General features: G+C 44.0%; 18 protein-coding genes and 1 tRNA gene. 1 reads left to right on the forward strand and 18 read right to left on the reverse strand.

Annotation, left to right across the window (positions count from 1 at the left end):
* The 15 genes from bcsA to C2755_RS06245 form a co-directional block, all read right to left on the reverse strand.
* Window positions 1–2,727: a UDP-forming cellulose synthase catalytic subunit gene (bcsA, locus tag C2755_RS06175; RefSeq protein ID WP_215320061.1), complete on the reverse strand. Its 2,727-nt coding sequence runs from the start codon at window positions 2,725–2,727 to the stop codon at window positions 1–3.
* A gap of 5 nt (window positions 2,728–2,732) precedes the next feature.
* Window positions 2,733–3,425 carry a hypothetical protein gene (locus tag C2755_RS06180; protein WP_215320063.1) on the reverse strand — a complete coding sequence of 231 codons (693 nt, stop codon included), beginning with the start codon at window positions 3,423–3,425 and terminating at the stop codon, window positions 2,733–2,735.
* Window positions 3,425–3,769, reverse strand: coding sequence for a diacylglycerol kinase (locus C2755_RS06185; protein WP_215320065.1), 345 nt, complete (start codon window positions 3,767–3,769; stop codon window positions 3,425–3,427). Before C2755_RS06185 ends, C2755_RS06180 begins: the two co-directional genes overlap by 1 nt.
* 40 nt (window positions 3,770–3,809) lie before the next feature.
* Complete coding sequence (locus C2755_RS06190) at window positions 3,810–4,643, reverse strand: GGDEF domain-containing protein (RefSeq protein WP_215320066.1); 834 nt, start codon at window positions 4,641–4,643, stop codon at window positions 3,810–3,812.
* A gap of 2 nt (window positions 4,644–4,645) precedes the next feature.
* Window positions 4,646–5,875: an HD domain-containing phosphohydrolase gene (locus tag C2755_RS06195; RefSeq protein WP_215320068.1), complete on the reverse strand. Its 1,230-nt coding sequence runs from the start codon at window positions 5,873–5,875 to the stop codon at window positions 4,646–4,648.
* 197 nt (window positions 5,876–6,072) lie between these two features.
* Window positions 6,073–6,148, reverse strand: a tRNA-His gene (locus C2755_RS06200).
* Between the two features lie 67 nt (window positions 6,149–6,215).
* Window positions 6,216–7,298: a tRNA dihydrouridine(20/20a) synthase DusA gene (dusA, locus tag C2755_RS06205; RefSeq protein WP_251368443.1), complete on the reverse strand. Its 1,083-nt coding sequence runs from the start codon at window positions 7,296–7,298 to the stop codon at window positions 6,216–6,218.
* 260 nt (window positions 7,299–7,558) lie between these two features.
* Window positions 7,559–8,251 (reverse strand): response regulator, encoded by a 693-nt coding sequence (locus C2755_RS06210; protein WP_215320072.1) that lies wholly within the window; start codon window positions 8,249–8,251, stop codon window positions 7,559–7,561.
* Between the two features lie 19 nt (window positions 8,252–8,270).
* On the reverse strand, window positions 8,271–10,964 hold the full coding sequence (locus C2755_RS06215) for a DUF4118 domain-containing protein (protein WP_215320074.1): 2,694 nt from the start codon (window positions 10,962–10,964) through the stop codon (window positions 8,271–8,273).
* Between the two features lie 5 nt (window positions 10,965–10,969).
* Entirely contained in the window at window positions 10,970–11,539 is a 570-nt protein-coding gene (kdpC, locus tag C2755_RS06220) for a potassium-transporting ATPase subunit KdpC (protein ID WP_215320076.1), read from the reverse strand.
* Window positions 11,540–11,567: 28 nt separating this feature from the next.
* Entirely contained in the window at window positions 11,568–13,643 is a 2,076-nt protein-coding gene (kdpB, locus tag C2755_RS06225; RefSeq protein WP_215320078.1) for a potassium-transporting ATPase subunit KdpB, read from the reverse strand.
* Window positions 13,644–13,661: 18 nt separating this feature from the next.
* Complete coding sequence (gene kdpA, locus C2755_RS06230; RefSeq protein ID WP_215320080.1) at window positions 13,662–15,452, reverse strand: potassium-transporting ATPase subunit KdpA; 1,791 nt, start codon at window positions 15,450–15,452, stop codon at window positions 13,662–13,664.
* On the reverse strand, window positions 15,449–15,541 hold the full coding sequence (gene kdpF, locus C2755_RS06235; protein ID WP_215277305.1) for a K(+)-transporting ATPase subunit F: 93 nt from the start codon (window positions 15,539–15,541) through the stop codon (window positions 15,449–15,451). The genes kdpA and kdpF overlap by 4 nt, the downstream gene beginning before the upstream one ends.
* A 523-nt stretch (window positions 15,542–16,064) precedes the next feature.
* A complete protein-coding gene (locus tag C2755_RS06240) occupies window positions 16,065–16,319 on the reverse strand; it encodes a hypothetical protein (protein ID WP_215320082.1) in 255 nt (84 codons plus the stop codon).
* Window positions 16,320–16,342: 23 nt separating this feature from the next.
* Entirely contained in the window at window positions 16,343–16,726 is a 384-nt protein-coding gene (locus C2755_RS06245; RefSeq protein ID WP_215320084.1) for a translational machinery protein, read from the reverse strand.
* 168 nt (window positions 16,727–16,894) lie between these two features.
* Between C2755_RS06245 and C2755_RS06250 the strand changes: the two genes are divergently transcribed.
* Window positions 16,895–18,529 (forward strand): FMN-binding glutamate synthase family protein, encoded by a 1,635-nt coding sequence (locus C2755_RS06250; protein ID WP_215320086.1) that lies wholly within the window; start codon window positions 16,895–16,897, stop codon window positions 18,527–18,529.
* Here C2755_RS06250 and C2755_RS06255 read toward each other — a convergent pair.
* Genes C2755_RS06255 through C2755_RS06265 form a run of 3 tightly spaced genes read right to left on the reverse strand, consistent with a single transcriptional unit; the run spans window position 18,518 to window position 20,524 of the window.
* Window positions 18,518–19,420, reverse strand: a complete 903-nt coding sequence (locus tag C2755_RS06255) for a pseudouridine synthase (protein ID WP_215320088.1) — start codon at window positions 19,418–19,420, stop codon at window positions 18,518–18,520. The two genes, C2755_RS06250 and C2755_RS06255, sit on opposite strands and share 12 nt — an antisense overlap.
* A gap of 59 nt (window positions 19,421–19,479) precedes the next feature.
* A complete protein-coding gene (gene scpB, locus C2755_RS06260; RefSeq protein WP_215320090.1) occupies window positions 19,480–20,268 on the reverse strand; it encodes a methylmalonyl-CoA decarboxylase in 789 nt (262 codons plus the stop codon).
* A gap of 40 nt (window positions 20,269–20,308) precedes the next feature.
* Window positions 20,309–20,524, reverse strand: coding sequence for a hypothetical protein (locus C2755_RS06265; protein ID WP_215320092.1), 216 nt, complete (start codon window positions 20,522–20,524; stop codon window positions 20,309–20,311).

The raw sequence follows: 20,524 nt of genomic DNA on the forward strand, positions 1-20,524 counted from the left end.
TCATTTACCCAAAGGCTTAAAGGAAGTGACACTCTTGCGTTCATCAGATAGCTCGCCGGTGAAAAAGAGATAAGACAAAATTCTTCTTAAATTCTGAATCGCCAAAGAAAATACCATTTTGGATCCTTGGCCATAAACGAAGCTGACGATTTTGAAGAAATTGCTGTTATCGACAATAAATTCAGCGCCCAGGATAACTTCATCGCCTTGTTTAATCACTCGGCGAATCATGCAATCCATGCGTTGCTGGGCTTTTATTACGCCAGATACAGAAACCTCTATTAATTCGTTATCGTCAATTAAGAACGGTAGATTCACCTTGATACCGATACCGGTAAGGGATATATCAAAGGCCCATCCCTCTAACGTGGCATCCAACTTAGGAAAATACACTGTCATCTTTTCCCCGGCCTGTAAACGAGGGAAGGCTCTTGCTTGCTCATGATCGATCAAGCCAATGGTGTAGACCACAAATAAATAGAATAGATAAATAATCCAATTGGTTAAGCCAGTGACCGCGTAAAACCAAACATAGGGATTAAATAGCATGACGATAAAAGTACCTAGACTTTTTGTGATGTATGCAAAATAGCCCGCAGAGTTTTCGCGTACGGCCTTAAGCCCCAACTTCGTTAACAAATACAGCTGAAGTTTTGCATGCTTGAGTTCCGCACTAGCATCCCATATATGCTGCCAACGACCACTATCACCATATACAAAAGCAATAGCGCCAGGACTTCCAATTTGCTCTTCTACAAACTGTGTGCCACAAAAATAATGGTCGGCCTCTTTTTGCATACGAACTACTTTTGCCCTAAATGTATAGTGATTTCCATAACTATCATTCACGGCCAATTGAATAGATTCGCCAACTTTCAGGTCCGTATTGAATGGGAGAACGAACCCAATGCCGCTTACCGAAACATCCTCCAAATTTGCCTCAATGCAAGGTAGGCCATTGCCACGAAGTACTGTGACCGTTCCACCACCGCCAATTCGGTAATAGGCTCTGACTTGACGCTTTTCCCAAAATGCGCCCAGAGACATTAAGCCCAGCCAAATATTGATACAACACCATATTGCAGTAATGACGATGTTGTCATGCCAAATCGGCTCGTAATGCCAGCGAAGGGCCGCAATAAAAATAGAAACAGCATTAATGGTAACTAGGATAAATAACGGGAAAGCGTCCCAGCTCAGCTGCTCTTTTTCTAAAGTAAGGCCTTTTGGCGTTACCAGAAACTTTTGCTTCCAGGGATTTAAGAGGACCGGCATGAGTTCTCGAATCATCCTGAAACCTTTTACAGTTTCATAAATTTCCGAGAAGAAGAGTTGACGTGAACCAGCAAAGAAGTATGAGATGACTACCAAAATACTCAACGCATAAGGAACCGTGAAATCTACCATCTCATGCCAATTGGCCGAATAAACATTAAGACCCAAAATCAAGAAGGCTGATGGCGCCAAGAAAAAGATGTAGCGTGCAAATCCAAAAAGCCAAGAGTATGACGAAGAAAAATAAGCCAAACGTTGCGGCAGACTAAGTCCGCGCATAAACAAGGGGTTGTAATGCATCAAGATCTGGAGCATCCCCTTAGCCCAGCGAGAATGCTGGGTGAGATAGTCAGATGGAGTCTCCGGAGAAAGGCCGCAGACCATAGGCTTATTGATATAGCTACTGTTATAGCCATGCGCATGGAGAATAAGTGAAGTCTCACAATCTTCCGTAATCGTCTTAATAGCAATACCACCCACTTCCATCAGGTACTGACGGCGCAGAACTGCTGCGGAGCCACAGAAAAAGGCCGAATTCCAAAAATTCATCGCGGGTTGAATCTTGCGATAAAACATCTCACTCTCATCCGGGCGGTTAGAAATACCAGTAATCACGTTATTGACTGGAGTTTCATTAATGAAGAAATGCGGGGTTTGCACCAAGAACATTTTGGGATCACTTAAAAACTGCCCTACTGTATTGTGCAAAATATCTTTTGTCGGTATTTGATCGCAATCCAAAATTAAAATCAGGTCGCCATTGCTATGCTGCAAAGCGTGATTGATATTTCCTGCTTTAGCCTTCTGATTAGTGTCCCGTGTGATGTAATGCACACCTAACTCTTTAGCAAGCCTTCTTAAGTTGTAATGGCGCCTCCATGCCTGATGACCCGCCTCCTTACTGCGACGCTTGGCATGAGTCCCTCCGTCATCAAGGATGTAAATATTGAGCTTTTCTTTAGGGTATTGAATCTGAGTTGCTGCCGTCACCGTCATACGAACGATAGTTTCAGACTCATCATAAGTAGGAATAAAGATGTCGACGGAGGGATAAGAGGACTCGTCTTGAGATAAGGGAATAATTTCACTAGACATTGGCGAGAAGTTCACAAACATGTCTAGCAGAAATAAGGTGAAGCCATACAGCTCTGCCAGGAATAACAGGGCGGTGCCGATAAAGTCAAAGAAACCGTTATAAATTAAGGTGTCAAAAATACGCCATGCCATATAACGGCAACTAACAAAGAGCGCTAGAACAATGAATACAGAACGCCAAGGTTGATTACGGAAATACCTCACCTTCGACATTAGGAAGATGATGAAAAAAGAGCCCCAACCTAAATAGAGCTGGCCGCCAAGATTGAGTAATTCCTCGGCGAAGTAAATCATGAGACCAACACCAAAGGCAAACATGCATAAGCTTGCAGTGATTCTAAAATGACGATCGCGCATAAACATTAGCGATTTACCACTGCAATAAACCAGACCCAAAGTGCTTCCCAGCCTACAGTAAGTAAAAGAACTCCAAAGAACATTAGCAAAACTCCGGCAGCCAATTTCAAACCAAAGGAGCGAATTGGCTGAAGCTCCAAATCAATGCCATTAGGATCCTTATGGAGCCTTCCTGGATCAACTTCTGTTGGATTCCAAAAGACTTCATAGGCATTAAGGGCTCTATCCTCACCCGTTCTCAGTAACTGCCTTGTAAAGCGACATAGAAGTAAGTCTGGGTTTTTCAATGAATCATGCGCACCCTCAGATAGGTAAAGCTCTCCAGGGCCAGCAGCCTCAGCCATGAACGAGGCTAGTTGGATCGAGCGCTCCTCTTCCCTGAGCCCAGTAAATGGATTAATCAGAGTAACAACCCCAATCGAAGCTAAACATATAGGGTCTGAATGATTTTTTGCATTCAATGCATCCGCCTCTATTTGAATAGCCATAGCCGCTTGAGCTGCGAAACTGATTTGCTCAAATGAATAAATGATTTTTCCGCGAGACTCTTCAAATAGTGTGCCACGAAAATCTTTACAAATTCTTGAAATCAAAAGAAGTAGCTTCTCGCGAATGGCTTGAAGAGATGATTCATCCGTTGACTCAATATCACTCCTAGGAATGATTTGTATATGAAAGGCACTTAAAAAGTTACTCATCAGAAGAATGGAGATAAGTAGCGAATAAAGATGAGAACAATAGCCAGCACGATAATCATCACTGCTGCCGCTCCAAGATCTTTGATCTTTTTAATCTCAGGGTGCTCTTCCAAGGTAATGAGATCACAGATCTTTTCAATAGCTGTATTAAGAGCTTCAACCGCCAGCAAAACCAGGGATAGAACAGCTATTAATACGGTATATACATTTGGGCGATAACAAAAAAATCCGATAGCAATCACCGCAAGAATTAACTCTCTACGGGCCGCTTTTTGAAGGATGAGCTCTTTGGCACCATCAATTGCATTAATAGTTGCATGAATAATATTTCGCTTTTTTTGCATTACTATCAATTTTATTAGGAATATAAGCAATTCTATTAGCCTATTGAGTCCAAATCTCCGTTCGGTTACGGCCTTTAGACTTAGCCGCATACATGGCTTGGTCAGCCTTGGCATAAAAAGCCCTTAAAACCAGACTGGACTTGGTCTCTCCATCCATTTTGGGGCTGAAACTAGCGGCGCCGATACTGATTGATATAAAGACCTCTTTACCACCCACAAGGGCTGAAGGGGTAGAGAACACCCTTTTACGCAAGCGCTCAGCGACCTCAAAAGCACTCCCAATATCATCCCCTGGCAAAACAACGAAGAATTCCTCGCCCCCTACACGCCCGAAGATATCAACAACACGAAGCTCTTTTTGGCAGTGCTTCACAAGATTTGTCAGAACGATGTCACCTAGCGGATGGCCAAACTCATCATTAATATTTTTAAAGTGATCAATATCGAGCATAAGGAAAGCTACGGGCTCCCCATTACGTAAAGATCTCTCAATCTCCAATTCTGCTTGATGGAAAGTTTCTAATCGACTTAACGCTTGAGTTAATGAATCTGTCTTTGATATGTGATCGAGCAGGAAGTTATTTTCCTCTAACTCTAAAATAATTTTTTTGATTTGCATCAGCCCCAGAAAAAGCAGTACTGAAATAGAAAAGGCCAAGCCTGCATCCAGGAGATTGTAGTAGCCATCTAAATAAAAATGCAGAAGAGGAGTAATTCGCCTTCCTACCATCAAACCAAAACCGAGGGCTAAGGAGCCGCTAGCAAGACGATACGCCTTTGATTTCAAAAATATCTTGAGCGCAAAAATCGTTGCAAAAACTTGCGCAAGTAATGCCAAATAATATGCGCCGAGTGCAATCACTTTAATCATCATCGTTAATGCGTATCTAATATCTTTTGCAGTTCATTTCCGTTTTCAAGCAACTTGAATGCAGCCTCGACAACTTTCGTATCTAGCTTGATGCCTGCCTCAGCTTGAATTTCATCCATTGCCGAATTTAATCCCTTAGCAGGTCGATAGGGCCTATGGGTTGCCATTGCCTCGATCGTATCGGCTACGGCCAACACCCGTCCCTCCTGGCTGATCTGCTTGTCTTTCAAGCCCATTGGATAACCACTGCCATCTAAACGCTCATGATGTTGACGAACCATATCTGCGATTGGCCAGGGAAATGGAATATCTTTCAGAATTTGATAGCCAGCCTCTACGTGCCCTTGCACCATTTGCATTTCCAGGTCAGTCAATCGTGAGGGCTTGGTCAAAATTTCTGATGGTACTGCCATCTTGCCAATGTCATGCACCATTGCTGCCATATAGATAGCCTGAATACGCTCATTGTCCCAACCTAATTGACGGCCAATAGCCATCGCAATACTGGCTACCCTCTTTTGATGACCGGCAGTATAGGGATCGCGCCACTCCATGGTTTTGGACATAGCCTCAATAGTTGCGCGTAATGCAGTTGCCAGGCGTTCTTGCGTTAGTTCTTTTTCATGAATTTGGTCATCCAACTTATGTTGACGTTCAATGGAGCGCAGTCCAAATCCAATTTCTTTGGCAAGACTTTCAAATAACTGAACTTCAGAAGATCCAAATGTATTCGGAACTTTCGAATACACCATCAGAACACCAAAGGGCATCCCAGTAATACCATCAGGAATTGGACAGCCGATTGCCGAACGAATGCCAAACTCTTTGGCACGCTCGCGCCAAGCAACAAATCCAGGATCGATTTCATCATCGATAACTACGCTCGTTTTATTACTCCGAATGCAACTACCTGCAGGTCCGCGTCCAGTTACTTCAGCATTGGACCAGCTCACCACAATATCTTTAATATAGCCAGAGGCAACCCCAGCAACTCCAACTACTTTGACGGTCTTGAAGGCATCGCCCTGAGCTTGCCCTACCCAAGCCAGAATGTATGGACCTTGTGCAGCAATCGCCTGACAAACTTCTTGAATCAATAACTCAGTTGAATTAGCACGTGCTAGCGCAGCAGCTGCTTCCGAAAGTGCAGACAAAGCCCAGCCTCGCTTTTCTAACTCGTCACGAATGGCTAAATCAGAAGATAAGTTATGCTGATTTATAGGCTTTGTTTTCATGTTTTTATTATGGCTCTAAATCGCCCTAAAAATCTTTCAAATGCTAATAAATAGGCAGGGGGTTGAAAAACCTAAAAAGATCTAACCTTGCCTCTGAACCGGCTAGATCGGCCAGAAGTAAGAGATAAGAGCAAAAGAGATATGGGTGGCGAAAAGTAAAAAAGCTCCCATTGAGGAGCTTTTTTACTTTAATACTGTGGGGCGAACGACGGGGCTCGAACCCGCGACAACCAGAATCACAATCTGGGACTCTACCAACTGAGCTACGTCCGCCACTGAAGACCTAGATTATAGCTTTTTGCTCAAAATACTGTCAAAAACACCCTTTTAAGGCCCGCTATTAGGCGCTTTCGAACTCAAAGGCCGCCCAATCCCCAAGACATAAGCTCGCATCGATAAAGAAATCCAAGATGGCGGCCTTGCTCTGAACTTTGGCCAAGGCGTGATGATCTGAGAGACGTTGACGCCAATACCGTGATCCCGCCCGGCCATGAGCCAAGCCGAGGATATGTCTTGTAAAAGCCCCAATATAAAAAGGCTTGCCTTTGGCTTGGCATTCATCAAACCAAGCTTGCACTTGTTTAACCAAGGCAATCTGAATGCGGTGCCACTCGGTTTCACTAAAAAGATATCCAGCAGCATCGCCATCCGTGTTGATCATGTCATCCCAACCTAAGAGCAACGCAGGAAAATGATATGCAGCCCTTCCCACCATGAAACCATCAAAGTCATCCCAGTGGCCAGCAATTTGTTCATTAGTTTCCAAACCACCATTAAGCAATACTTTGAGATTCGGAAATTGCTTCTGCGCATCTACTCTGAGCTTTGCAGCTACTTCATAACGCAACGGTGGTTTGCTGCGATTCTCTTTTGGCGATAAACCTTTAAGCACTGCATTACGTGCATGAATGGTTACCTGACTGGCACCAGCATCGGCAACAGCAAGAATAAAGTTCAGCGCAAATTGGTAATCAGCTTCAGAATTTGCGGCATCCATCGAGTCCAAGCCCAGACGATGCTTTACGGAGATCGGAATATCAACCGCTCCCCTCATAGAGCGCACACAGTCTGCAACTAAATTAGGCTCAGCCATTAAGCAGGCGCCAAAGGCACCACGTTGCACGCGCTCTGAGGGGCAACCGCAATTGAGATCGATTTCATCGTAACCCCACTGTTGAGCTAGTTCGGCAGACCTTGCTAAGTCGCCGGGCTCTGAGCCGCCTAATTGCAAAACAACAGGATGTTGCTCTTGTGAATAATCTAAATGACGTGGCGCATCCCCATGCATGAGCGCACCAGAAGTGACCATCTCTGTATAAAGAACAGCCTCTTTAGTGAGCGTGCGATGAAACGAACGGCAATGGCGGTCCGTCCACTCCATCATGGGAGCTACGGCAAGCCTTTTCTTTGTTTGATTTTCCACAGACACTTTTTATCAATAATTTATTACTGATTATTTTAGTGTGTTTTGGCTGGAAGCCAAATAAAACCTGATCTCTGGAGTCTTCAAGAGAGATGATTGTAGAAATAAAAATGTATCAAGAAAAACTCAAGTCGCACTACTTATTTACATATTTCTAAAAACTATCAGAGCAATTTGTCCTAAATTTGCCCTAAATTCATCATACTTGTGATCATTAAAGCGGCTGCTAGACCCATGGCGGACTGTCATGGTAAGCCAGCCTAGAAGAGAAACCTATATCCAACACCAGTTTCAGTAACAACATGTTTTGGCTGTGCGGGATCATCTTCAATTTTTTTACGAACCGCCCCCATGTAAATCCTAACGTAGTGATGATTCTCAACATCGTTAGGCCCCCAGACTCCGAGCAATAGCTGTCTATGAGTTAATACGATGTTAGGGTGTGTAACCAAAAATGCTAGTAAACGATATTCGATGGGCGTTAAGTGAAGAACTTCCTCTTCCCGCTTTACGATTCTTGACGTCAAATCAACACTGATATTTCCAAATTTGAAAACCGTCTCACCCTTATCGGATGCCATCGAACGCCTACGTAGCTGCGCTCGGACCCTTGCCACTAGCTCCCCAGGACTAAAGGGTTTTGATAGGTAATCGTCGGCGCCAATATTTAGGGCCTCGATTTTGTCATCCTCATGGGTTCTTGCAGAAACCACAATAATTGGTACGTCCGACCAAGTTCTAATATCTCGAATGAAGTCAATGCCCGTGCCATCAGGCAGACCTAAGTCAACCAACACTATATCTGGTTGACGTGAGCCCGCCTCTATTAGCCCACGAGAAACTGTGGCTGCCTCAAATACCTGAAATTGCTCCGCCTCTAACGCCATCTTGATAAGCCTACGAATATTTGGCTCATCCTCAATAACGATTGCGACGGGAATTGGTTGTGACATCTAGCTACCTTATCAACTTCTACTGATCTTCAACATCAATTTTAGGGGGATTGCCCCGTGGCAAGCTAAAGGTAAACCGCGCACCGCCACCTTCCATTGTCTTTCCAGTGATCTTGCCGCCATGCGCTTCAATGATGGCCCTGCAAATAGTGAGCCCCAGGCCAACACCAGAAATTGCACCTTCTTTATTGCCTCGCTCAAATTTCCTAAAAATGTCTTCCTCTTTCCCCCTGGGAAGACCAGGTCCATTATCCTGCACCCAAATCTCGACAGAGTGTGGAGAAGCGACTGAAGCACCTATAGATACGCTGCTGTTTTTAGGGGTGTATTTATAAGCATTTTCTAGAAGATTAATAAAGACACGCTCTATCAGAACCGCATCAAAATTTAATAGGGGCAAATCAGGAGGTAACGTCACTGTGACATGCCTACCTTCACTCGCCGACTCAACAGCCTTGATGGCGGCACCAATTGCCTCTTCAATCAGAAACCATTGTTTATTTAATTGGACCGTACCAGACTGAAGTCGGGCCATATCTAATAGATTACTTACTTGTGAACTCATTTTTAAAGCTTTTTCACGCAAAAGCACTGCAATCTCTTTTTGCTCGGAAGTCAGTGGTGCATCTAACATCTCCAACGCATCAGTCAATCCAACCAATGCAGTGAGTGGAGTTCGTAAATCATGTGAAATAGCCGATAACAGAGAGTTTCTTAAGCGTTCTGATTCAATTTGCACTGTCGAGCTTTGGGCGACTGAAACATAATGAATTCGCTCTAACGAGATTGCCAGCAAACGAGCAAATGTATCGAGTAATCTACGCTGCTCAGGGGACTTTAAGCGGGTAGAACTTGGAGCATCAATCACCAAGATTCCACGAGTACGCATTGGTGCTCGCAAAGGAATGTACAGCAAAGGCGCACCTGGCAAAGAATCAGTGCCATTGCCAGCCTCTTTAGAATTATCAAAAGCCCATTGAGCAATGGATAAATCTGCCTGAATATTGGCTTTCTTATCGATAACAATCTCTAACAACTGATTATCATCGTCGGCCAATAACAAGGTAGATCTAGCTTTGAATTCAATTTCAACAAAATGCTGGCTAATCTCAGCCACTTGCTCTGGCATCAAGGCGCCTGATAAATCTCTAGACATCTCATAAAGAGATTTCACCCTTTGCTCGCGTCGATTGGCAACTTTAGCTTGATAAGTCAATCCAGTAGTCAGTTTTGCTGTAATCAAACCAACAACTAACATTACCGCAAAAGTAAATAAATACTGGACATCTGTGACTGCAAATGAAAAACGTGGCGGCACGAAGAAGAAGTCAAATACAAGTACATTAACAACTGAGGCCATTAAAGATGGTCCTAAGCCAAATTTAACGGATACCAAAACGACTGCCAGCAAAAACAGCATGGCAATATTTGGTAGTTCCACTATGGTATTCAGAGGTGTTGCGACAACTCCAGCAATACCGCAGATTAGCAAGCTCAATGCATAAGATTGCCAAGGAGCTTTTAATTGCCAAACTAAGGATTCAATATCAAAGCCATCACGCGTAATGCTTGTCGAGTTTGTACCCTGAGCAATTTTGAGCACATCTAAATCAGGGGCATTTCTAGAGATTGATTCTGAAAACGCCCTTCTCCAAATTTGCCATCTACTAAGAGCGCCAGTACCCACGATGACCCTTGAAAGGTTATGCTCTCTAGCGTAATTAATAATGGACTCAACTGCATCCGTTCCGCCAACTGTTACTGCTTTTGCCCCCATCTCCTCTGCCATAGAGATGGTTTTTAGAATTCGCTCCCTAGACTTTTGAGAGAGGTTTTGTAATTTAGGAGTTTCAACATAAATGGCATGCCATGGAATTTGAAGCTGTGCAGCAACTCTTGCAGCACTTCTAATAACGTTCACTGCCTCATCTCCAGGGCCGATACAAGCCAAAATAGACTCACGCGTTTTCCAAACATTGGATACCGAATTATCTTTACGGTATTTAATAATTTCGCCATCCAGACGATCTGCCGAGCGACGTAGCGCTAATTCTCGTAGCGCAATTAGATTTCCTTTGCGGAAAAAGTTTTGCGTAGCTCTTTCGGCTTGCTGGGGAAGGTACACTTTCCCATCTTTAAGCCTTTGCAGCAGCTCGTCGGGAGGTAGATCAACTAAAACAACTTCGTCTGCAGAGTCAAATATATGGTCTGGTACCGTTTCCCATACCCTAACACCCGTAATTCCGCCAACAATATCGTTCAGAGTTTCAATATGTTGCACATTGATTGTGGAGTAGACGTCGATACCTGCCGCCAAGAGCTCTTCAACATCTTGCCAGCGCTTCGGATGCCTTGAGCCTGCTGCATTTGAATGAGCAAGCTCATCCATGAGGATTAAATCAGGCTTTTCAATCAGGGCTTGGTCAAGATCAAATTCCTTGAGCTTCTTGCCCCTATAGTCAATTTCCTTTAAGGGTAGAACTTCTATGCCATCAAGCATTGCTATAGTGTCTTTTCGACCGTGTGTCTCTACGACCCCAGCAATAACCCGCTTATTTTTGCTTTGCTCATGAGCAGCAGAAAGCATTGCATAGGTTTTACCTACCCCAGCATTCGCCCCAAAGAAGATCTTTAATTTACCTCGACCAGACTGAACTTCTTGGCTCTGTATACGAGCAAGTAATTGATCGGGGTCTGGTCGTGACTCAGGCATTCAGTTTAATTTCCATCTAAAGCAAGATTAAGCTTTAATACATTAACACGAGGCTCTCCGAAAATTCCCCATTGGCGGTCTTGTGTATTTGCTGCTATGAGTTGATTGACATGATCAATACTCATTTTGCGCACCTTCGCTACACGTGATGCTTGGTATTGCGCAGCCTGGGGACTAATTTCAGGGTCCAAGCCACTTGCGGATGCGGTTACTAAGTCCATAGGTATTGGCAATGTATTGCCTGGATCAGCGCTCTGCAATGCTTCAATTCTTCCTTTAACAGCATCTGCTAAGGCCGGATTTAATGGGCCTTGATTCGATCCACTAGATGCGTTGCCATTGTATGGCTGCGGCCCAGTTGCTGATGGCCTACCCCAAAAGTACTTAGCATCAGTAAAATTTTGCCCGATGAGCTCTGAACCAATAGCTTGGTCGCCTTGATAAACAATGCTTCCTGCCGCCTTACTTGGAAAAAGCGTCTTCGCTAATCCCGTGACAAATACTGGATAGATAACACCAGTAATTACAGTTAACAAAACAAATAACCCTAAACAACTTCTCATGATGGATTTCATTTTCTATCCTTAATATATCGTCTAGCGATCAAATGACTGAAATAATCAAATCAATGATCTTGATGCCGATAAATGGAGCGATAAGACCGCCTAAGCCATAAATCGTCATATTTCTGCGCAAGAGTGCAGCTGCGCCCAAGGGCTTATACGTAACTCCTTTTAGCGCCAATGGAATCAAGAAAATAATGATTAAGGCGTTAAAAATCACCGCTGACAAAATAGCTGATGACGGACTAGAGAGATGCATCACATTTAATGCCTCAAGCTGTGGATATGTCGCCACAAAAGCTGCTGGAATAATGGCAAAGTATTTCGCTACGTCGTTAGCGATACTAAATGTCGTTAATGATCCACGAGTCATGAGCATCTGCTTACCCGTCTCCACAACCTCAATCAACTTGGTGGGGTTGGAATCTAAATCGACCATGTTGCCCGCTTCTTTAGCGGCTTGAGTACCAGAGTTCATGGCCACAGCGACGTCTGCTTGCGCCAGCGCTGGAGCATCATTTGTTCCATCTCCAGTCATCGCCACTAAACGGCCTTCTGATTGATGTTTGCGAATCAAAGCAAGCTTGTCTTCTGGTGTTGCCTCGGCTAGGAAATCATCCACCCCCGCTTCAGCAGCAATAGCAGCGGCAGTCAATTTATTGTCACCAGTAATCATGATGGTACGAATACCCATCTGACGCAGTTCGTTAAAGCGCTCCTTGATGCCGCCTTTAACAATGTCTTTGAGCTCAACTACGCCCATAACACGTGTACCTTGCGATACAACTAAAGGTGTGCTGCCACGTCGAGATACGTCTTCAACCGCTTTCAGAACTTCCTGAGGAAATTGGCCACCCAAGGATTCAATATGTTTTTGAATCGCACTAGCAGCGCCTTTACGGATTTGCTCTCCATTCATGTCTACGCCACTCATACGAGTTTGAGCAGTAAATGGTACAAACTGAGCGCCAATGGAGTTGATCTCCCGCTCCCTGATATTAAATTTTTGCTTAGCGAGGATAACGATGCTTCTGCCCTCGGGAGTTTCATCTGCCAATGATGCCAATTGAGCAATATCAGCAAGTTCTGCCTCGGTTACTCCAGCTGCAGCTACAAAATTTGATGCCTGACGATTTCCCAAGGTGATAGTGCCTGTTTTATCTAGCAAGAGCACATCGACGTCACCTGCAGCTTCCACAGCGCGGCCAGAGGTTGCAATGACATTGGCGGCCATCATACGGCTCATACCAGCAACTCCAATTGCAGATAACAAACCCGCGATAGTTGTAGGAATTAAGCAAACTAATAGCGCGATGAGTACTGTTATCTGAATTGGTGATCCGCTGCCACTTGCAGCAACACTAAACATAGAAAATGGCAGTAAAGTTGCAACCACCACCAAGAAAACAATTGTTAGCGCCACCAATAAAATTGTTAAAGCGATTTCATTGGGAGTCTTTTGACGTTTTGCATTCTCGACCATAGAGATCATTCGATCAATGAAGGTCTCACCTGGATTAACGGTTACACGAACCACAATCCAGTCAGATAAAACACGAGTGCCTCCAGTGACTGAAGAAAAATCTCCACCAGACTCTCGAATGACTGGGGCTGATTCTCCTGTAATAGCAGACTCATCAACAGAAGCAACACCTGCAATAACCTCACCATCCGCAGCAATCACATCATTTGCCTCAGCAATAAAAATATCGCCTTTACGCAACTGTGTTGCGGAGACAAGCTCTGATGCTGGACGGTTATCCCAATTCTCAGGAATATTGGCCGCTTTTACCTTCTTAGCCCATGTCTCTTTCTTTAAGCCCCTCAGCGATGCTGCTTGAGCTTTGCTGCGACCTTCTGCTAATGCTTCGGCAAAATTCGCAAAGAGCACTGTAAACCAAAGCCAAAGCATGACCCCTAGGATAAAACTCGAGGAAGCCTCACCTTCTCCATATAAAGACTGTATCCACAATAAGGTAGTCAGGATGCTGCCGATATAGACAACAAACATCACTGGGTTTCGCCATTGAATTGACGGGCTTAACTTTCTAAAGCTATCCACAATGGCTGGTTTAACTAACTCGGCATCAAACATGCCTAATTTTCTTTTAGTCATTTTTATCTCCGAGATTAATTAATGAATCACTGGGAGCATTAACTGCTCAACAATGGGGCCAAGAGCAAGGGCTGGCACATAGTTCAATGCTCCAACCAAGATCACGGTACCAGCCAAGAGGACAATAAAGAGTGGTCCGTGCGTAGGCATAGTCCCCTCATTCACCGCTATTTTCTTTTTGGCTGCAAATGCACCAGCTAACGCAAGCACTGGCACGATGACTCCGAAACGACCAAACCACATTGCAATCGCTAACAAGCTGTTGTAGAAAGGCGTATTTGCTGAGAGGCCCGCAAAGGCACTACCGTTGTTATTGGCGGCCGAGGTAAACGCATACAAAATCTCAGAAAAACCATGAGCGCCAGGATTAGCAATTCCCGCAACCCCATCGGCACTCATCACCGCAATTGCTGTGCCTACCAATACCAAGATAGGAGTAACTAAGATTGCAATTGCGACCATCTTCATTTCGTAGGACTCAATCTTTTTGCCAAGATATTCAGGGGTGCGACCAATCATTAACCCGGCAATAAATACTGCTAGGATCGCAAAGACCAGCATTCCGTACAGGCCTGTCCCTACGCCACCAAATACAACCTCACCAAGCATCATGTTCCAAAGAGGAACAAAGCCGCCCATTGGCATAAAAGAATCATGCATTGAATTGACTGCACCGCATGAAGCAAGCGTTGTTATGCTTGCAAAAATACTGGAATCATCGATTCCAAAGCGAGTTTCTTTGCCCTCCATATTTCCCATAGAGCCATCTACACCTAGGCTAGCGATAACTGGATTGGCCTGAGACTCGAAATGAACGGCGGTAAAAGTCACTGTTAAGAAAATGAGCAGCATTGTTACTAAAACTACCCATCCTTGTCGTTTATCTCCAACCATTCGACCAAAGGTAAAACACAATGCAGCTGGAATCAAAAAGATAGACAGAATCTGAATGAAATTAGATAAAGGTGTTGGGTTTTCGTATGGATGTGCAGAGTTTGCATTAAAGAAACCCCCGCCATTGGTGCCTAACATCTTGATTGCTTCTTGAGAGGCCACTGGGCCCATAGGCAAAGTTTGCTGATCTGTCGAAGCTGGCTCTGTTAAAACTACGCCCTTTTCATCTTTGAGTGGTTGACCATCGGCATCAAGCCTAGGCGCATCAAACTTAGTTACCTCAACTGTTTTGACATCCTTGTATGCATCAAAGTTCTGAATGGAACCTTGACCAACCAGAAAGATTGCATATACAACTGCCATGGGTACCAACACGTATAAGGTAATGCGGGTTAAATCCACCCAAAGATTGCCAATTGTCTTAATGCTATTTCTAGCAAAGCCACGAATAAGTGCAATCACGACAACAATGCCGCTTGCAGCAGATAGGAAGTTTTGTGTTGTGAGACCCAGCATTTGGGTGAGATAACTCATTGTTCCCTCCCCAACATAGGCTTGCCAGTTGGTATTCGTGGCAAAACTAATGGCGGTATTAAAGGATGAGTCAGGGGAAATGCTCGCTAAGCCCTGGGGATTCAGAGGAAGGACGCTCTGAAATAACTGCAATCCAAAGACAAATAGAACACCCAGGATATTGAAGACAATTAAACCAATTGCATAGCTTAACCAGCTCATTTCAACATCTGGATCAATGCCACATACCTTGTATATGAAACCTTCAATTGATCTAAAGGGTTTCTTAGAGGCAATTGCTTGTCCGCTCATCACATTATTAATGAAGCCTCCAAGGGGATACGCTAAAAGCAATAAGACCCCAACATAAAGAACAATTGTCAAAATAGCATGGGTGCTCATGAGAAGTCCTCTGGATTTAATAGTGCAGCAACTAAATAAATTAAAAGTAATACAGCGGCTAAGCCACTAATGATCTGAATAAAGTTCATTTTTCACCCCTCAATCGTGCACAACCCTTAGCCAGACCAATGGTCAGCGCAAGAAATATAAAAATGCAGCCGAGAAACAGTAAGCTCATATCCACCTCTATCCAATTAGATGGTTTGATCTTATAAAGAAGTGTGTAAAAAAGTTATAAAGATTTGAGTGGATTTGTATAAAAATCCTGCAAATAATGCTTTTAGGTGCCTTCTGGGATATGACTGCACAAGGCCAATAGCAGACCTTGGGTCATTTGATAAAAACTCCTAGGATGTCTAGATATAAGGAATTTTTACACCAAAATATGGCATTAAATTCTTGTCCTAAATTTGCCCTAAAGTGGTTTTTGAAAATCTAGAGCCTTAATCTATATAGCTTAGATGGCTATATCGCCCCCATCCACCATGGGGGCGACTGCTAAGCGTTTCTTTGGAGTGTTGATCATGAACTTCGATTAAATTGCGATTGATCGCCATTTTAAATGCAACAGGGCAACCGAAGTTGCCCTTTACTCTAGACGCTCTTGATAGTTTATTTAGAAAGCTTCGCCTCTAACTCAACCGCCAGATCCAAAGCGCCCATATAGCCGGACTTCAGATGATTCGGTAAATCCGGATCACCTACCATTGCACCTAAGGTTTCAACCAAACTGAATACCAAGCCTTTGGCAGCGCCAGCAGCAATCGTATTGTTTGCTACAGCTTCATCAATATGATTTACTGCATCTAGAAAATAATCATGTCCAGGGAGGCCATCTGGACCTAAAGGTTCTTGAGTTTCTTTCATTTTCAATTTCCTTGATTCGTTTTTTAAATCATTTGATCTACTTTATAGAAAAACTTGCGTGCATAGGCAAGAATTTCTTTATCAGTAGGATGATCAACCGTTTCTACGCCAACAATCTTTTCTGCAATATTGGCATCATGTTTGTGCGCGTGTTTGATGAGCTCTAATTTTGCAGATCCAGGCCCAAGAATCAAGATTTCTTTGGACTCATTCACGGCATTGATAACTGAGTGTAAATATTTTGAATCTAAAGCGACTTTACCGCTACCGACTTCATTGGCTTTGTGATGCAGATGAGTGTGGGTACTTTTACTGCGAATCACTTCGGCTTCGCTAGCCTCTTCGCTCAAGAACATTACGTGAGCTTCTTTATGGTCGATCCAAATTACTGCGTGATTTAATGACATATTCTTCCTATGATTAGTATTAACTACCCCTTCAGAATACTCCAGCAATGCTTAAGGATTACTGAAAAATCACTGTGGAAGCGCTATTAGGTTTGATTTATGTCAAATTGTTTGTATTAGTATTAAATTCGTATACTCAGACCATCCACATTTAAGCTCGTTACGGCCATGTCCCCCAATAAATACCTACCCATACGATATATTCCATTTTCTCTATGCATCCTGGGGGCCATTGCCAGTTTTACCTCTTTACAGCTGCATCCACAGGCTTGGAATTTCTTCCTACTATTTGGCTTTTTGTCATTTGTAGGCATGTATGACATCACGCAAACCAAAATAGCCATTCTTCGAAACTACCCCGTTATTGGACATTTGCGTTTCATGCTTGAATTTATCCGCCCAGAAATTCGCCAGTACTTTATCGAGGGCGACAATGATGAAACCCCTTTTTCAAAAGAACAGCGCACATTAGTCTATTCACGCGCTAAAGCTGTACCGGATCAAATTCCTTTTGGCACCACTCTGGATGTCATGGCCCCTGGCTACCAATGGATTAATCAATCATTAGCCCCTACCCGCCTGCCCAGCCATGATTTCCGAGTCGAGATTGGCGGCAAAGATTGCAAACAAAAATATTCAGCCAGCATCTTTAATATCTCAGCCATGAGCTTTGGGTCCCTTAGTGCTAACGCTATTTTGGCTTTAAATCTTGGTGCCAAAAAGGGTGGCTTTGCTCATGACACTGGCGAAGGCTCGATCTCTCAATACCACCGCATACATGGTGGCGATCTCATTTGGGAAATTGGCTCTGGTTACTTTGGCTGCCGCAATACCGACGGTAGTTTTAATGAGAAAAAATATGAGGAGAATGCTTTAGATCCTCAGGTCAAGATGATCGAGATTAAATTGAGCCAAGGCGCCAAGCCTGGTCATGGCGGCATCTTGCCGGGCTCTAAGGTGACGGCTGAAATAGCTGCAGCACGTGGCGTCAAGGAAGGGGAAGCCTGCATCTCCCCTGCTTCGCATAGCGCTTTCTCGACACCGCTTGAGCTGATTCATTTTGTGAAGAAGTTGCGTGATCTATCTGGCGGTAAGCCGGTTGGCTTTAAGTTCTGCGTTGGCCATCCATGGGAATGGTTTGGCATTGTCAAAGCCATGCTAGAGACTGGCATTCATCCGGACTTCATCGTAGTGGATGGCTCTGAAGGCGGGACAGGTGCATCGCCAGTGGAATTTACTAATCACGTGGGCACACCACTACAAGAAGGCCTGCGCCTGGTTCATAACACCCTTGTGGGTGTAAACCTAAGAAATCAAATCAAAATTGGTTGTGCCGGAAAGATCATTAGCGCCTTTGATATGGCTGTAGCTTTTGCTTTAGGTGCCGATTGGTGTAATAGTGCGCGTGGCTTTATGTTCTCCATTGGCTGTATTCAGGCGCAGGTTTGCAATACGGGCAACTGCCCTACTGGCGTAACTACACAGAATCCATTGCGCCAGAAAGCATTGGTAGTGCCGAATAAAGCTGAGCGCGTGTACAACTTCCACAATGAAACCCTGAAGACCTTAAAAGAGCTGGTAGAGGCCGCTGGATTACATCACCCCGGTGAAATTGATGCCCCTCACATCATCCGACGCATTAATAAGCATGAAGTACGTCTTTTATCCTTCTTACTCCCTGAAATGCCCGCTGGACTGTTACTAAAGGCAGAACATATAGATCCGAGCCTGAATTTGCCAAGAGTATTTGAGCTGTATTGGAATCGCTCCCAAGCCGAAAGCTTTGCTGCATTAAAAATTTAATTGTTGAAGGCTTTTAAATGATCTTAACTCCCCAGTTATTGGGTCTAGGAATTCAATCCCATATGCCAGTAACTGTAGTGACCTTGAAAAATCCAAGTCATATTCTTGATAAGGCGTAAGAATGGGATAGATCTGATCATGCTTCATGGGTATATTGAGGGCATTGAGATGGCAACGTAGTTGATGCTTTTTTCCGCTACCAGGAGTCAGCCGATATTTAGCCCATGGCTTATTTGATTTTATAATTTCAATCAAGGTATCCGAGTTTGGCTCACCCTCAACTTCTTGCATCTGCAGAAAATGTTCTGATTCCTGAATTCGACTTTGATAAGTCATTGGAAGTTGTTTCTCCAATTCTTCAGAGTATGGTGCTATCGCCTCATAGACTTTTTTGACCGCTCTATCCCTGAATAAATTTTGGTATTGAGCTCGCTCATTTAGATTAACTGAAAAGATAACTAGCCCTGCTGTATCACGATCAATTCGATGAATGGGGCTGAGCGTTTGTATGCCTGTTTTTTTCTTGAGTCGATTTAATAAGGTTTGATGCAGGTAAAGTCCGCTTGGCGTTACTGGCAAGAAATGCGGTTTATCTGCAACCAGAATATGCTCATCTTGATAGAGAATCTGCTCTTCAAATGGAATCTCTGGCTCGCGAGTCAGTCTCCTGAAGTACATCAGATGAGTATTCGGTTGATATGGATCAGCCACATTAAGAGGCTGTCCTTCCATATTTAGAATAAGGCCCTCATTAAAACGAAGCTCCCACTCAGTAGCTTTTATATGGGGAAATTGCGCTATGAAAAAGGCCAGCAAATTCAGATGGGTTTGATTTGCAGGCAAATACACCCGCGATGCTGAGACTCCTTCTGAATTAACTTGTGTGCTCATAGTGCCCCATAGTTTGGAGCTCTATTTTATGCTTTTGCCAGAGCGTAATTGGCGTCGCTTTATTTGGCCTGACCAAATACTGGGTCGCGCTTTTCTAGGAAGGCGGTAATCCCCTCTCGGTAGTCACTTCCCATATACACATTCTTACGCAAGGATTGCAAGTGTTCAAAAACGGCGGGATTCATGACTGCGGCATCAGAGAGCATTTGTGCCTGGGCTTTGAGCACAGAGTTAGCCTGAGGTGAACGCGAAGCAATAGTTCGAGCCATTTGGTAAGTTTTTAACTCTAATTCACCAGAGACGTAGAGATGATTCAGGATACCAATCTGCAAGGCACGATCAGCGCCTATAGGATCGGCAGTCAGGAACATCTCTTTAACAACGTTCAAGGGCATGCGTGACATGAAATGCAAAATTCCGCTCGCGGTATAAGGGAGTCCCAACTTGGCCGGTGTAATCGCAAAGGTCGAGTCGTGATCACCAATGGCAATATCGCAACTCATAATTAAATCAGTCGAAGCGCCCCATACCGAACCATCTACCATGGCTATCACTGGCGCTCTAAACGCCCTGATAGATTGAAGCAAAACCATAACAGGGTCATCAGCGGGCAAGGGATCCCGCTCTGATCTAGGTAATTCCATCACATCATGACCTGCAGACCAAACTTTATTTTTCTTATCGGCACGCAAAACCAATACGCGCACATCCTGTTTACCGAACTCTTCCAAGGCGTGATGCATTTCTTCGATTAAGCACTCACTTAATGCATTACGCTTTTCATAATGATTAAAGCGAATTGTGGCAATTAAATCTGCCTGTTCGGTTTTGATGTATTGATAGTTCAATGCGCTGTCTCTTTATTTATTATTTTTGGTTGTCTGCGTATTAAGCCGCAATCAAAATATCACCTAGCTCCATCTTCTCCCACCAGATAAAGGGTAAAAGATAGACCGGCTCCCCAGCATCCTGAAGAATTTCCAGCGCACCATCATTGGTCTTGTTAGCCTCATATTTTCCAGGATTTAGAGGTCTGCAGCCATTATCCGTACCGTCATTACGACGCATTCTGGCAATGATGTTTCGAGTGATATAGACGACCAT

This window comes from Polynucleobacter sp. MWH-S4W17, assembly GCF_018687535.1.
In the GTDB taxonomy this organism is placed as follows: domain Bacteria; phylum Pseudomonadota; class Gammaproteobacteria; order Burkholderiales; family Burkholderiaceae; genus Polynucleobacter.

What these genes read in the sequence shown, in the direction of transcription:
- C2755_RS06245 (WP_215320084.1), bottom strand. Translation starts at nt 16,726, where the DNA reads ATGTCATTAAATCACGCAGTAATTTGGATCGACCATAAAGAAGCTCAC.
- kdpB (WP_215320078.1), bottom strand. Translation starts at nt 13,643, where the DNA reads ATGACTAAAAGAAAATTAGGCATGTTTGATGCCGAGTTAGTTAAACCA.
- C2755_RS06185 (WP_215320065.1), bottom strand. Translation starts at nt 3,769, where the DNA reads ATGCAAAAAAAGCGAAATATTATTCATGCAACTATTAATGCAATTGAT.
- bcsA (WP_215320061.1), bottom strand. Translation starts at nt 2,727, where the DNA reads ATGCGCGATCGTCATTTTAGAATCACTGCAAGCTTATGCATGTTTGCC.
- C2755_RS06250 (WP_215320086.1), top strand. Translation starts at nt 16,895, where the DNA reads ATGTCCCCCAATAAATACCTACCCATACGATATATTCCATTTTCTCTA.
- C2755_RS06255 (WP_215320088.1), bottom strand. Translation starts at nt 19,420, where the DNA reads ATGAGCACACAAGTTAATTCAGAAGGAGTCTCAGCATCGCGGGTGTAT.
- C2755_RS06195 (WP_215320068.1), bottom strand. Translation starts at nt 5,875, where the DNA reads ATGAAAACAAAGCCTATAAATCAGCATAACTTATCTTCTGATTTAGCC.
- C2755_RS06215 (WP_215320074.1), bottom strand. Translation starts at nt 10,964, where the DNA reads ATGCCTGAGTCACGACCAGACCCCGATCAATTACTTGCTCGTATACAG.
- C2755_RS06210 (WP_215320072.1), bottom strand. Translation starts at nt 8,251, where the DNA reads ATGTCACAACCAATTCCCGTCGCAATCGTTATTGAGGATGAGCCAAAT.
- kdpA (WP_215320080.1), bottom strand. Translation starts at nt 15,452, where the DNA reads ATGAGCACCCATGCTATTTTGACAATTGTTCTTTATGTTGGGGTCTTA.
- C2755_RS06265 (WP_215320092.1), bottom strand. Translation starts at nt 20,524, where the DNA reads ATGGTCGTCTATATCACTCGAAACATCATTGCCAGAATGCGTCGTAAT.
- kdpF (WP_215277305.1), bottom strand. Translation starts at nt 15,541, where the DNA reads ATGAACTTTATTCAGATCATTAGTGGCTTAGCCGCTGTATTACTTTTA.
- C2755_RS06240 (WP_215320082.1), bottom strand. Translation starts at nt 16,319, where the DNA reads ATGAAAGAAACTCAAGAACCTTTAGGTCCAGATGGCCTCCCTGGACAT.
- C2755_RS06190 (WP_215320066.1), bottom strand. Translation starts at nt 4,643, where the DNA reads ATGATGATTAAAGTGATTGCACTCGGCGCATATTATTTGGCATTACTT.
- C2755_RS06180 (WP_215320063.1), bottom strand. Translation starts at nt 3,425, where the DNA reads ATGAGTAACTTTTTAAGTGCCTTTCATATACAAATCATTCCTAGGAGT.
- kdpC (WP_215320076.1), bottom strand. Translation starts at nt 11,539, where the DNA reads ATGAAATCCATCATGAGAAGTTGTTTAGGGTTATTTGTTTTGTTAACT.